Here is a 13861-nt window from a genome sequence, read left to right as displayed (position 1 = left end):
TATTTTTTAAATATAATAAACTGTTAATCATTTATTAACATCGTAATCTTTTAAACTTCATTTCTTTACAGTGATGAAACAAAGCGATAGCTATTAATGATTGACCTGTCTATGATCCACATGATACAAAATCTGTATTATACTGGTAACGAACAGTTTCCTCCTACTTCTACTTCACTAAGCAGGTCGTTTGGATGTTCCAAAGTCTATTACTATTCAGGATATCCTCCCCATTATACCTTTCCGATGGTTTCATTTCTCAACACTCTGGATGTTCTGTTGATCCAGCCATTTCAAAATCTAAACAAAAAACCATGCTTTTAAACAATATCCTATTTTTTTCGGTGGATCCGGATCTCAGTACAGGGCTTGTCATTATTTTCATCCTGTGTCTGATAGCTGTTGTGGCTTTTGAGTTTGTAAACGGTTTTCACGACACTGCCAATGCCGTGGCTACCGTAATTTATACCAAAGCTCTTAAACCTGTTATTGCAATTCCATGGTCAGGCTTCTGGAATTTTCTGGGAGTTTTTACAGGAGGAATTGCCGTTGCTATGGGAATCTTAAAACTGGTTCCGATGGATACACTCGTAACGCTGCCAGTTGCTGTGGGAGCCTCTTTGGTTCTTGCTGTTCTACTGGCATCAATCATCTGGAATCTGGGAACCTGGTACTTTGGAATACCGTGCTCCAGCTCTCATACCCTGATTGGTGCTTTGATTGGTGCCGGCTTAGGATTTACCTGGTATTATGGAGGCGGGGTGAACTGGCATAAAGCGGAAGAAATTGGGATGTCACTTATTTTATCCCCTATCGTAGGATTTTGTTTAGCTGTGCTGCTGATGTGGTTCTTTAAATATGTAATCCGCTATAAAGCACTTTTTCATATTCCGACGGGTGCCAATGATAAACCTCCTTTTGTGATCAGAGCTATTTTAATAACAACCTGTACGTTGGTAAGCTTCTTTCATGGTAGTAATGACGGACAAAAGGGAGTAGGGCTTTTTATGCTGATCCTGATCGCTTTTATGCCTGCCCAATTTGCAATTAATCATGATATTCCTAATGATAAGATTGTTTCTATCCTGAATACAACGGAACATACATTACAAGCAGCAGCTGTCCAAAATATTCAAAATAAAGCTGAATTTAAGACCCTTAATCTTGCTATTGAAAATGTAAAAGAAAATCTGATACATAAGAATGAAAAGGACAAAGCAGCGACTTACAAATTCAGAAAAGAGGTAGATAACCTTATTGATTCTCTAAAAAAGCTGAACGAAAATAAAGCCATAGCTATTGACGAATCCAACAGGGCAATACTTACCAGCCAGATTTCTGAACTTAAAAAGTTAACAGAATTTGCTCCTCTCTGGGTAATTATCATTATCTCCGTCTCTCTGGGGCTGGGAACTATGATAGGCTGGAAAAGAATAGCAGTAACCATTGGGGAAAAAATAGGAAATGAACATTTGAACTATGCTCAGGGTGCATCCAGCGAAATTGTTGCCGCATCTACTATCGGTATCAGTACATTTCTTGGATTGCCGGTAAGTACCACGCACGTTTTGTCAAGTGGTATAGCAGGTTCTATGGTCGCTTCCGGTGGTAAAAGTAACCTTAATCCGGCTACATTAAAAAGCATCGGTCTTGCCTGGGTACTTACTTTACCGGTTTCTATTGTATTATCTTTACTGTTATTTATATGTTTCCATCTGTTTATTTAGTGGCAGATTTTTAATTCAGTGATTATTATTAAAACCGAAAAAAATGAAACAAATATTAGTTGCCTCAGACTTTTCCAACAACGCAGGTAATGCGCTGTTATATGCGCTGTCCCTCGCCAAAACTTTAAAGATGAAAGTAACAGTACTGAATGCTATTCATCCCACGGAAGGAATTAACAATAGTACATACAACGCCATTTTTATTGAAGATTACTATGCAAGAAAAAGATCCGCTCTGAAAGAATGGACCGAAACTTTTTGTAATAATGACGAATATAAAGACATTCCGGTAAAAACCGTTTGTGATGTTGGCTTTTTGAGAAATGTTATTACGAAATACATAGAATATAATGATGTGTCGTTTTTAGTAATGGGAATGACGGGAGCTACGGGCATTAAGGGAATTATAGGAAGCAATGCCAGTTTAGCCATTAGCAAAATGCGGATTCCTACATTAATAGTTCCTGCAGAAAGCATACTTCATCCAACACCTGTTATCACGCTGGCTACTGATTACAAAACCACAAAACTATCCGTAAGGGATATAAAAGCATTGAACCAACTCCTTAAAGTTTCCGATCCGAAGAAGCTCGAAGTACTCCATATTTCGGACAAAGATACAGCTGCAAGAGCCATAGAAAATGGAGAAAAGAAATTAAAAGACCAGCTTTCTTCTGTGGAGATCACTTTTCACTACGTAGAGGATGATAAACCTTCAAGCGGAATTATTGATTTCATAGAAACCAATAAAACAGATATTTTATGTTTGGTAAAACACAATCACAATATTATTTACCGATTGTTTTCCGGAAGTACTGTAGATGAGATCCTGAACAAATCTGTGAAGGCTGTATTGATTCTTCATGCGTAAGTTTTCAAGCCAGCCTTAGTTTAATCTCTTTTGAGGTTTTTAGATTAATTACACAATCTCAATGAGACTTCCTCTTTCCTCGTCTTTAATAATGTTGAGAGCTGTAGGGATTTTCTCTTTCAGTTCTTCAACATGCGAAATAATCCCTACAATCCTGTTTTCTTTCATCAGATTGGTAAGCGTTTCAAATACAATATTCACCGATTCCGTATCCTGAGTTCCGAATCCTTCATCAATAAAGAAGAAGTTTTTATCGGCTTTTGCGTTGGCCTGAACACTTTCTGCCAATGCCAGAGCAAGGCTTAAAGAAACCTGGAACGCTTGCCCGCCGGACAGGGTCTTTACACTTCTGCTTTTTCCTTCGTTGAGGTAATCGATGATCTCAAAGTCGTTATTTTCATTAAGCTGCAGACTCAGTTGGTTTCTGGTCATCCGATGGAAACGAACATTCGCATGATCACAAAGCTGTCTCAGATAAATAGACGAGACATATTGCACAAAACCTGCTCCCTTAAACAGGTTCATCATAATCTTTAAATTTTCAGAACGCTTCTGAAGCTTTGTCAATTCTTTCAGAAGCCCTTCTTTTTTCACAAACTCTTTTTCCAACCGGTCTATTTCTGCGTTCTTCGTGACTACAGAATCACTGATTTGTTTCTGCTCACTTTGCGCTTCATTGAACCGTTGTTCAGCCTGAGAGAACTGCTCATTGTCAAATGAAAGTCCTTTCAGTTTTAATTCCAGCTCGCCGATGAATTTCTTTAAAGCTTCGAAATCAACTTTGAAATTCTGGATTTTGGTTCTTACGAGTTGAATATCAATTTCCTGAAGTAAAATATTCTCAACCTCTTTGAACTCTGTGAAGTTTTGATCTGCCAAGGCTTTAATAATCGCCTCTTCATTCCCGGAAATTTCTTTTTCAAGTTCTGTAATCTGTTTCTCCGATTGGCTGACAATCGCTTTTTGTTCTGCCAGTTTTGGAGAAAGAATTTTTTCCTGCTCCAGTGCTTTTTGGTAATTTTCTTCAGTTTCTTTGTTGGAGAATACTAGTTTTTTGTAGTTTTCTTCAACTTCTATGATCGCTTTTTGAACATATAGATTCCAATCCAGAATCTTAAGAGCAGAACGGCTGATATTGATCTGTTCCTGTTTAGAAACCTCTTCCAGCCTGAAATTTTCCAGTGCACTTTTATATTTTTCTAACAATTGGGTTTCTTTTTCAAGAGTTTCCCTTTCCTGGCCTATATTGCGCTCCGTTTCTTCAATCTTTTTTTCTAACGTAAACGAGTTGGTACGTTTTTTCTCAAACTCTTCCTCCTGATCCGAAGCGAATTGTTTCCATGTGAAATTCAGGATATGATTTTCAATCTCTTTCTGAATCTGAAGGAGAATTTTCTGTTCCGAAAGAAGCTGTTCCTCAAAGATTTTCTTGCGGTCCAGAATTTTGTCAATTTCTGCTTCCTGCTTTTGAATAACGGAAATTTCCTGTTCTACAGAAGTTATTTTCTCCTGAATCTCCTGCAGCTCAATATTCACATCATTGAATTCTACAATATGAGGATGTTCCTTGGATCCACAAAGAGGACAGTTTTCACCATCATGAAGTTCACTGGCGAAACGGGAAAGTTCTTTTTGAATTTTGAGATGATCCAGTTTCTGGGAAAGCTCCTTTTTCTTTGTTTCTAAGGCTTCTTTTCTGGTTTTGAAATCTTCCTTATAATTTTCCTGATAGGCAAAAGGTTTTAATTCCTCTGCAATTTCTCCAATCTGTTTTAGATGTTTCTCAATTTTTTCAGCTTGTTCCTGCTGTGATTTTTTTAAGTTTTTTTGTTGAATAAACCAATTTCCCACTTCAGAAAGCAAAGCGGAATCCAATTTTTGCTCCTTTAAGGTTTTAATTTGTGCAGAAAGTTCATCAATCTTCTTTTGAATTTTCTCTTTATTAAGATTTACTTCTTTTACTTTTTCAGAACCCTTTTGAGTTCTTTCATTCAGAACTTTGATTTCTTCAGAAAACTTCAGAATCTGGATGATGAGACTCAAATCGTTTTCCTGAATTCTGGATTGCTCTAAAGCTTTAAATTGTGGTTCAAGTACTGTGAGTTGTTCTTTGATTGTATTGAAAGCCTTCTCAGTCTCCTGCAGGCTTTTGATCTGCTGTTCTCTTTCGTTCCGTTTATCGGTAATTTCTTTTGAAAGCTTATTCTTCTCAATAATCAACGGGTTGAAAAGCCTGAAAGTATGGTCGTATAATTCAGTCTGTGCTTCCAGAGCATCCATCTGAGGTTTTTCTTCAGAGAGCTTGCTGAATTTTTCCTTATTCTGCTGTAAACTTTCAAAATCGCTTTTTAAGTTTTTCAGTTGTTGATAGGTATAGGAAACCCTTTCCAGTTTTTCATTCGATTCAGAGAGTTTTTTCTGTTCCTCTGTCAGCTGTTCTTTCTGAATCTGGATTTTCTCCTCATTGATTTCTTCAAAACCTTTTAGCTGCCCTTCAAGTTGATCCAGCTCAGACCTGTTTTTTACATTAAGTGCAGAAACATTGTTCTGAAGATCGAATTTTTGAAGGCTAAAAATCTCCTTCATCATATTCGTTCTTTCTGCAGCACCCAATTCAAGGAATTCTTTGAACTGTCCCTGCGGAATAATGATGGTTCTTTTGAAGTTGGAGTAGCTTAAACCAATGATCGTCTCTGCATTCGAGTGATCCAAAGGAATCCACTTGCCGTTGATATTCTCATAAAAAGTAACCGCATTAGGTTTTACTTCCTCGAATTTTTTCAGATTTCTTTTAAAATCACGGGCAGCACGGAAAAGCTTATTCTCATAATTCACAAAATCAAACTCGATATAAGAACTGTTTGATTTTAAATTCATCATATTGTAAGCCCTTTTATCACGCATGTTCAGACGTTCCGTTTCTCCATATAAAGCAAACGAAATGGCTTCAAGAACCGATGATTTTCCAGAACCCACCGCCCCGAAAATACCAAACAATCCAGCTTCGGTAAGGTTTCTGAAATCAATCGTTTGGCGTTCCTGGTAGGAATAAAGTCCTTCGATAGTTAATTGAACAGGGATCATGGCTTATGCATTTAAAATTTCGTTAAACAAATTCATCAGTTCTTCATTGGCTTCCTGTCCGCCGTTTTTAGATTTAAAATAATCCTTGAATAATATGTCAATATCCTGACTTAAATTGATGTCCTGGCTTAGATTTTCAGCTAGCTCTTTATTTTTGACTTTTGGGATGAGGTGAACAATTCCGTTATGAGACTGATAGATTAATCTTCTTTCATCAGCCGTTAGAAAAGTCTCACTTTCCAGCGTAAGTTCAATAAATGTATAGGGATTTTCACTCAGCCACTGAACGGTATCTTCTATAGAAGTAAATGTTTTTCGGACTAAAGCTCTTCCGTTTTTTAAAGCCTTTTTTTCATAATTAACTGGCTTTCCAGGTTCTGCATCAATAATGGACACATATTTTGTCTGTCCGGCTTCACTGAAACTGTAGCATAGGGGAGAAGATGAATAAATAACTGGCTTTTCCTTTGTCCCGATATTCTGAAAACCGTGGAGGTGCCCCAATGCCGTATATTGAATCTGCTCAGGAATAGTATCCGAAAAAATAAGGTCTGCATTTCCAATTTTAATAGGTTTTTCTCCTTCAGGTTCTTCCAAAACTTCCGCTCCTCTTTTATTCATATACAAATGAGCGGTCAGAAGATTCACCCCGGAATCATCACAAAACTGATCAGCAAGGTCTTTCCATGTTTGTGAAAGGACTTTGTTGATTTCCTCCTCTTTATTTTCCCCAAAATATTCTTTTAAACGGATCTCATTCGCGAAAGGAGTGTGTAGAATTCTTACAGGGAAATCTATCCCTTCAATTTTCAGTTCCACAAAACCTTCTTTAGAATTTGAAATACTGAAATATTCAGTACTGAAGGGCTTCACTTCAGCTTTAGGATGGCCTATTAAAATAATCCCACATTCCCGGGCCAGAGGATCCGGAGCATCGATCAGATTGGGAGAGTCGTGATTTCCTGAAATTGCAATTACAGGACGCTTCCCATTCAAAGATAGACGTTTCAATGTCTTATAAAAAAGCTCAACGGCTTCTACACTCGGATTAAAATTGTCAAAAAGATCACCGGCAACAAGGATAAGATCTGCATGCTCTTCATCAGCAATGCCTATGATCTCTTCCATTACCAGAATTTGCTCTTCCAGTCGTGAAAAGCGGTCCAGTCTTTTTCCCAAATGCCAGTCGGCGGTGTGCAGAATTTTCATAAAAAGTTTATCATTGTTTAACGTAAATAGATTGAGTAATGAACGATTTTCATTCTTGATTATCAGTTTCTTTTACTTTGAAATCTTCCAGAATTTGTTTTAAACGCGCTTTCCTTTCTGTTTCCGCATCTTGCATTTTCCGTTTTTTCTGATCAATTTTCTTTTTATTTTTTTTCCTGTTGGCTTCGTTGTTTTTGCTCATATTGGTTTGTAACGAATGATTTTTATTGGTAAGCAATAGCTTCTTCAAAAATACTAAAGATTGAGAGTTTAAACAATTTTAGTCGTTAAGTCTGATAAAATGTTTTAATTTTGCTGTGTTATGGAAGAAAAATCAAAAGATCCTTTACACGGAAAAAGGCTTGATGCTATTCTTGAAGAATTGGTAGAATACTACGAAGGATTTGAAAAATTGGGCGAGCAGATCAATATCAAATGTTTTACAGACAACCCGAGCATCACTTCTTCCCTGAAATTTTTACGGAAAACACCCTGGGCCAGAACAAAAGTAGAAAGTCTTTACCTCTTTATGCTGAGACAGAAAAAGCGTGACGAAACTAAGGGCAGAAAATAGAAAGCAGGATCTCACTTTTAGATTTTTCATTTGATTTTCTCCTTCGAACAATCATTTCAAAAAATAGTATATTTGTAAAATTAATCGTGAAAAAGCGCACGAAAAAAATAAGAAATATGACAATTGAAAACAATCATGTTGTAGCTGTAAAGTACATACTTCACACTATCGAACCAGATGGAAGTAAGATTCTTGTAGAAGAGACAACAACAGAAAATCCGCTTACATTTTTGTACGGTATGGGAATGATGATTCCAAAATTTGAACAAAATATCCTGGGCTTAAAAGCTGGTGATAAAGCAGATTTTACAATTCAGCCTGAAGAAGCTTATGGTGACAGACAGCCTGATGCTATCGCACAATTGCCAATTGATATGTTTAAAGAATCAGGAACTCCACCTATTGGAGCTATTTTACCTTTATCTGATAATGAAGGGAACAATTTCCAGGCATTTGTAGTAGAAGTGACTCCTGAAGTTGTAGTAGCAGACCTTAACCATCCAATGGCAGGGAAAGTTTTAGATTTCCAGGTAGAAATTTTAAATACTCGTCCAGCAACTGAAGAGGAATTGTCACATGGACATGCTCATGGAGTTGACGGAAATGAAGCTCACTAAAAAATAAAAATGTCCGATTTTTTGGACATTTTTTAGATAAAAGATAAAGAATACCCCACAGATCAATTCTGTGGGGTATTCTTATTTATAAGGTTACAATAGTTATTGAATGCTTGGTATTCCTCTCTTCGGGAGGAGTTCTAATCTAAAAATTCCCCTGAAACATAATACCAGCGTTCATGCATTTTTTGGAAAAGTGAAAGTTCATGATGGAGCTGCGAATGACCATCCTCGTCTGTATAATAAGCTTTAAACTCTACATGATTTAAAGTAGGAGTTCGGATGATTTCCAGTTTTGTCCATTGGTTGATTTCTCCCCATTCCTGAAGATCTTTTGTATTGTGGTATTTTCTTTTTCCCGGAAGTGTGGTTTCCATCAGGTAGTCACCATTCGGAATCGCAAAAGCAGAAAACCTTGAGCGCATCAAAGCTTCAGCGGTGGGAGCATGCTTTTCTCCAGTATGATAAGGTTTGCAGCAGTCTTCGTAGGATTTTCCTGAACAGCAGGGACAGTCCATATATTATATTTTAAAATGTGAACTGCAAAAATAATGAAATTCAATAGGAACGGGCTTTAGCCCGTTAAAAAATAAACAAAGAAATATCCATCGGCTTTAGCCAAAACAAAAAAAGAAGCACTCTTAAAAGAATGCTTCCTATTGATTTATTTAATAAAACCTCTGTTTCTTAATAAAGGTTTGATATCCGGATCATGTCCTGTAAAGTCTCTGAATGCTTGATTCAAGTCTACAGAGTTTCCTACAGAAAGAATATATTTTCTGAAACGGTCACCATTTTCTCTGGTTAATCCGCCATTCTTACTAATCCATTCCCATGCATCGTTATCCAATGTTTCAGACCATAAATAAGCATAATATCCTGCTGAATATCCACCTCCCCAGATGTGTGCAAAATAAGGAGTATGGTATCTTGGTGGAACTGTTGCCAGATTGAATCCATGGCTGGCTAAAGATTGCTTTTCAAAGTCTAAAACTGGAATAAACTGACTGTCGTTGCTTACGGTATGCCAATCCATATCCAATTCAGCAGCAGAAACCAATTCTGTAGTCATATATCCCTGATTGAATGTAGAAGCTTTTTTAATTTTTTCTACTAATGTCTGTGGAATAGGCTGCTTTGTTTCATAATGAACCGCGTAGTTCTTCAGAACAACAGGATCTAAAGCCCAGTGCTCATTGATCTGAGACGGGAATTCTACAAAGTCTCTTGGTACATTTGTTCCTGAAAGTGAAGGGTATTTCTGGCTGGCAAACATTCCGTGAATAGAGTGTCCAAATTCATGGAAGATGGTTGAAACATCATCATAACTGATTAATGAAGGTTTTCCAGGAGCAGGTTTCTGATAGTTGTAGCAGTTAACAATGACAGGCTTTGTTCCTAATAAATAAGACTGCTCAACAAAATTACTCATCCATGCACCACCGTTTTTAGAATCTCTTGTATAGAAATCCAGGTAATATATCGCGATAGATTTTCCATCATGATCGAAAACTTCATACGTTACTACATCAGGATGGTAAACAGGAAGATCTGTTCTCTTTTTGAATGTCAGTCCGTAGAATTTTTCAGCAGCGAAGAAAACTCCTTTTTCAAGAACCGTTGTGATTTCAAAATAGGGCTTTATTTCACTTTCGTCAAGATCAAACTTAGCTTTTCTTACCTGTTCAGCATAGAAATTCCAGTCCCAAGGTTCTACTTTGAACCCTCCTTTTTGCTGATCGATAAGATCCTGGATGTCTTTTGCCTCACGTCTGGCTGTTTCCACGGCCGGAGTAGCAATTTGATTCATCAGATTGGTAGCTGCTTCAGGTGTTTTTGCCATCTGATCCTGAAGTTTCCATTCTGCGAAGTTTTTCTTTCCTAAAATCTGAGCTTTACTCAGTCTCAGTTTAGCCAGTTTTTCGATCGTTGATCTTGTATCAGTAGCATCACCTTTTTCAGCTCTTGTCCATGAAGCTTTGAATAGCTTCTCTCTGGTAGCTCTGTTTTTTAAGTTTTGTAAAAGAGGCTGTTGTGTAGTATTCTGTAAAGCCAGAAGGTATTTTCCAGGCTGTCCTGCTGTTTTGGCATCAGCCGCAGCGGCTGCAATTTCATCAGCAGAAAGTCCGTCCAGTTCTTTTGCATCGGAGAAAAATACTCCGCCTTGCTTTCTTGCTTCCAATAATTTATTAGAATATTGAGTAGAAAGAGAGGCCAGCTCCTGGTTGAGTTGCTTTAATTTTTCTTTGTCAGCTGCAGAAAGATTAGCTCCTGCAATTTCAAAGTTTTGTTTATAATATTGTACCAGTCTTTTGCTTTCAGGATCAAGACCGTCTTCTTTGATGGATTGTATTCTTTTATAAAGATTTTCATTCAGGTACAATTTATCAGAATGTGCCGCAAAAATAGGGGCATATTCTTCATCCAAAGCCTGTAAAGTAGGATTGGTATTTGCGCTTGTAAGATTGGAGAATACAATTTGTGCTCTTCTCAATATTTCACCACTTTTTTCCAATGCAACAATTGTATTTTCAAAAGTTGGAGAAGCCGGATTGTTGGCAATTTTTATAATCTCAGCTTCATGCAGCTTTAAACCATAGTTAAAAGCAGGTTTGAAGTGCTCATTTTTGATTTTATCAAATTCCGGAGCTTCGTACTGAAGCTTGCTTTTCTTCATAAAAGGATTTGAAGATAAAGAGGAATCAGGTGCAGGAAGCTCCTGTTGAATATCGGTCTGTTTCATTGTAGTACAAGATTGATTGAACGCCAAGGCAGAAATTAATAATACCGATGAAATATTCTTCATAAATATAGTTGTTATTAAAGCATAAAGATATTAAAAACTTGTATCATAGAATCTATTTTGGAAAATGTATTTATTAAACCCGTTCAGTAGGTGTTTTTAGATGAATAAGAGAATGCTGGGGGACGGATACTGCCATTTTGAAAACCTGTATAGCATACTATTATAGTATTTTTAATTGTAATGTAATATTTTTTATAAATTAGTTGTTATTTAAGTAAAGAAATCAACAAAAATAATTAACAAAAGAAATAAGCATGAAAACAAGGACTTTATTTATTTTTTCAGCCTTAGCGGCATTGGCCTCATGTAATGACAAGCATGAGAACAGAAACAGAGATAGAAATGGAGACACGAGTAATTGGGTAGAGAAAGTAGTAAGCAAAGAAAGCGGCCCGATACAGCATAAAGAATTTAACGGAGATTTTGATGAAATTCAGATTTCTCAAGCCATAGAAGCAGAAATCATAAAATCGGAAACAGAAAAAGTGGTGATTTCTGCCCCTCAAAGTATCATCAATGAAATTCTTGTAGACAATGAGGGCGGAAGACTTCATATTCATTATAAACCTGGAATCAGAGTGATGAATATTAGTAAAGTAACGGCCAGAATTTACACAAAAGATTTTAATAAACTTCTTGCCGATTCAGCAGCGAGAATTATCATAAAAGATAAATTTACTCAGGAGAAAACAGATCTTGAAGTATCAAGTGCAGGAAGTATTTCCGGAGATCTGGAAGCGAATGATATGGATATCAACATAAGCAGCAGCAGCAGTTTCAACGGTAAAATTTGGGCTGTAAACCTTGATATTGAATCTTCATCAGGATCTACTCTTGATATTTCCGGAAAAGCAAAAAAGGTGGACATCAGTGCTTCTTCAGGCAGTAGTGTTTCAGCGAAAGGTGTTATTGCTGATGATGTAGAAGCAGACGCTTCCAGTGGGGCAAGTGTTCAGATAAGTGCTGTTTCCAGTGTGAAGGCTGGTGCTTCATCTGGCGGAAGTGTGGATATTTCTAAAAAAGGAGAACTTAAGAATGTGAGCAAAGAAGAAAGCAGTGGTGGAAGTGTAAACATCCAATAAATCAATCCTGGGATTCGTCCTCATCTTCTCCATCGGTGGATGAGGAGCCTTCCCAATTTTTATTATCAAAATTAAGATTATCGTACGCTAATAAGTCCTCCTCTCGCTGGAGGATTTCTTTTGTGGTGAATAAGGTAATATCATCATCATTTTCCTTCATTTTTGCCAGCTTCCTGATCGATGCCTTATCAATAGCCATAAATCTTTGTCCGAGACGTCTTGCTGCATATTTTCTCATCCCTGTTTCATGAAGCACGTCAACAGCCATATCAACAGCTGTTCCTAAAGTTTCACGGTAAATATGATTGACTCCACTGTTAAGATATTCATAGGCATCAATCCTATTTTTAGCCCGTACAAAAATTTTCACTTCAGGATAATGTTCACGAACCAGTTCTGCGATGAATTTATTATCATCCGGATCATCCAGACATAAAACCAAGATCTCAGCATCTTCAATTCCTGCAGCCCTTAAAATAGGAATTCTTGTGGCATCGCCATAATATACTTTAAAACCATAGCTTCTGAGCAGTTTTACACGATCAGAGTCGCGGTCCAAGACAGTAGCCGATATTTTACTGGCTTTTAAAAGACGTCCCACCGTACTTCCAAAGTGCCCGAAACCTACAATGATGATCTTCTTTTGAATAATATCGTTGTCAAGAATATTAAAATCATTCTCTTCTTCAGGAATTTCTTTGATGAATTTCGGCGTGATAAACTTATCATTGATAATAAGAAGAATGGGAGTGATACACATGGTAATTGCTGTAACCGCCATCATCTGTGCATTCATCTCAGGTCCCAGCAGATAAAGATCCGATGCATAGTTAAGCAGTACGAATGCAAATTCTCCCACCTGAGAAAGAGCAAATGCATAAAAAAGACTTTGAGAAGTTTCTATCCTGAAAAACTTTCCGATGGTATATAAAACCATAAACTTTACTGCCAGCACCGCAAAAACAGTACTGAAAATAAAGAGTGGATCTTTCTGAATAATATTAAAATTGATTGTTGATCCTACACTAACGAAAAACACAGCTAATAAAAGCCCTTTGAAAGGATCAATTTGAGCTTCCAATTCATGACGAAATTCACTGTTGGCCAGCATTACTCCTGCAAGGAAAGCTCCTAATGCCGGAGAAAGGCCAATAACAATCATCAGCTCAGAAACACCAATAACCAGAAATAGGGAAGAAGCCGTCAATAGCTCTGTCATTCCCGATTTTGAAACATATCGCAAGAAAGGAACAAAGACATATCTACCTAATAAAATAAGCAGGACTACTCCTAAAATTACTGTTCCGGCCTGAAGCCATTCCGGAAGTTTTTGGATCAGAATCTGAATTTCATTATCGTGATGCTTGGCTTTATAGTTTGCTACAATAGGGAGTATTGCCAAAATAGGAATCACCGAGATATCCTGAAACAATAGTGTAGAAAATGAAGCTTCCCCGGCTGTTGTTTTAAGATTATTCTTTTCCTGTAAGGTTTGCAGAACAATTGCTGTAGAAGATAAAGCAAAACACATCGCAATCGTAATTGCCTTATCTACTCTCCAGCCTACACTTGTGAAGACTAAGAAAAGTAACAAAATAGTGAGTGCCATCTGGGACAGTCCCAGACCCATTATCTTCTTTCGCATTTCCCAGAATTTCCGGGGTTCCAGTTCCAGGCCTACCAGAAATAAAAGCATAATGACCCCAAACTCACTGGCATGCATAATATCATTTACATTATTTCCTGTAAGCCGAAGTACATAAGGTCCTATGATGATTCCTCCTAAAATATAACCGATCACAGAACTCAACCCTAATTTTCTGGCTAATGGAACCATGATAATGGCTACCCCCAGAAAAATTAATGTGTTCATCGCTAAGCTGGATTCCAT

At 37.2% G+C, this 13861-nt stretch carries 12 protein-coding genes; 6 read left to right on the top strand and 6 right to left on the bottom strand.

Annotated elements, in window-relative coordinates:
- Window positions 1-96 precede the first annotated feature (96 nt).
- The 3 genes from C1634_RS16420 to C1634_RS16410 are packed head-to-tail and all read left to right on the top strand — an operon-like array spanning window position 97 to window position 2598.
- A complete protein-coding gene (locus C1634_RS16420; protein ID WP_103233165.1) occupies window positions 97-324 on the top strand; it encodes a hypothetical protein in 228 nt (75 codons plus the stop codon).
- Window positions 315-1727 (top strand): inorganic phosphate transporter, encoded by a 1413-nt coding sequence (locus C1634_RS16415; protein ID WP_109738764.1) that lies wholly within the window; start codon window positions 315-317, stop codon window positions 1725-1727. Before C1634_RS16420 ends, C1634_RS16415 begins: the two co-directional genes overlap by 10 nt.
- Window positions 1728-1770: 43 nt before the next feature.
- The gene (locus tag C1634_RS16410) at window positions 1771-2598 is read left to right on the top strand and encodes a universal stress protein (protein WP_109738763.1); all 828 of its coding nucleotides are present in this window, start codon (window positions 1771-1773) and stop codon (window positions 2596-2598) included.
- Window positions 2599-2646: 48 nt separating this feature from the next.
- Here C1634_RS16410 and C1634_RS16405 read toward each other — a convergent pair whose 3' ends face one another.
- From C1634_RS16405 to C1634_RS25820, 3 genes are read right to left on the bottom strand one after another with little or no spacing between them, the layout of a single operon-like run.
- Complete coding sequence (locus C1634_RS16405; RefSeq protein WP_109738762.1) at window positions 2647-5682, bottom strand: AAA family ATPase; 3036 nt, start codon at window positions 5680-5682, stop codon at window positions 2647-2649.
- A 3-nt stretch (window positions 5683-5685) separates the two neighbouring features.
- The gene (locus C1634_RS16400; RefSeq protein ID WP_103232614.1) at window positions 5686-6891 is read right to left on the bottom strand and encodes a metallophosphoesterase family protein; all 1206 of its coding nucleotides are present in this window, start codon (window positions 6889-6891) and stop codon (window positions 5686-5688) included.
- Between the two features lie 49 nt (window positions 6892-6940).
- The gene (locus tag C1634_RS25820) at window positions 6941-7141 is read right to left on the bottom strand and encodes a hypothetical protein (RefSeq protein ID WP_123921488.1); all 201 of its coding nucleotides are present in this window, start codon (window positions 7139-7141) and stop codon (window positions 6941-6943) included.
- 72 nt (window positions 7142-7213) lie between these two features.
- Between C1634_RS25820 and C1634_RS16395 the strand changes: the two genes are divergently transcribed.
- Complete coding sequence (locus C1634_RS16395; protein ID WP_109738761.1) at window positions 7214-7465, top strand: VF530 family protein; 252 nt, start codon at window positions 7214-7216, stop codon at window positions 7463-7465.
- 116 nt (window positions 7466-7581) lie between these two features.
- The gene (locus C1634_RS16390; RefSeq protein WP_103233008.1) at window positions 7582-8082 is read left to right on the top strand and encodes an FKBP-type peptidyl-prolyl cis-trans isomerase; all 501 of its coding nucleotides are present in this window, start codon (window positions 7582-7584) and stop codon (window positions 8080-8082) included.
- Window positions 8083-8222: 140 nt separating this feature from the next.
- Here the strand turns inward: C1634_RS16390 and C1634_RS16385 are convergent, their stop codons facing one another.
- Both C1634_RS16385 and C1634_RS16380 read right to left on the bottom strand, forming a co-directional pair.
- Window positions 8223-8600, bottom strand: a complete 378-nt coding sequence (locus C1634_RS16385; RefSeq protein ID WP_103232993.1) for a YchJ family protein — start codon at window positions 8598-8600, stop codon at window positions 8223-8225.
- Between the two features lie 146 nt (window positions 8601-8746).
- Entirely contained in the window at window positions 8747-10888 is a 2142-nt protein-coding gene (locus C1634_RS16380) for a M3 family metallopeptidase (protein ID WP_109738760.1), read from the bottom strand.
- 254 nt (window positions 10889-11142) lie between these two features.
- On the opposite strand from C1634_RS16380, the gene C1634_RS16375 reads away from it, so the two are divergent.
- Window positions 11143-11970: a GIN domain-containing protein gene (locus C1634_RS16375; RefSeq protein ID WP_109738759.1), complete on the top strand. Its 828-nt coding sequence runs from the start codon at window positions 11143-11145 to the stop codon at window positions 11968-11970.
- Between the two features lies 1 nt (window position 11971).
- Here the strand turns inward: C1634_RS16375 and C1634_RS16370 are convergent, their stop codons facing one another.
- Window positions 11972-13861 carry a monovalent cation:proton antiporter-2 (CPA2) family protein gene (locus tag C1634_RS16370; RefSeq protein WP_103232996.1) on the bottom strand — a complete coding sequence of 630 codons (1890 nt, stop codon included), beginning with the start codon at window positions 13859-13861 and terminating at the stop codon, window positions 11972-11974.

The organism is Chryseobacterium viscerum, assembly GCF_002899945.2.
GTDB lineage: Bacteria > Bacteroidota > Bacteroidia > Flavobacteriales > Weeksellaceae > Chryseobacterium > Chryseobacterium viscerum.
Note: the sequence above shows the minus strand (reverse complement) of the source record. Positions and strands in the feature narration are given on the sequence as shown.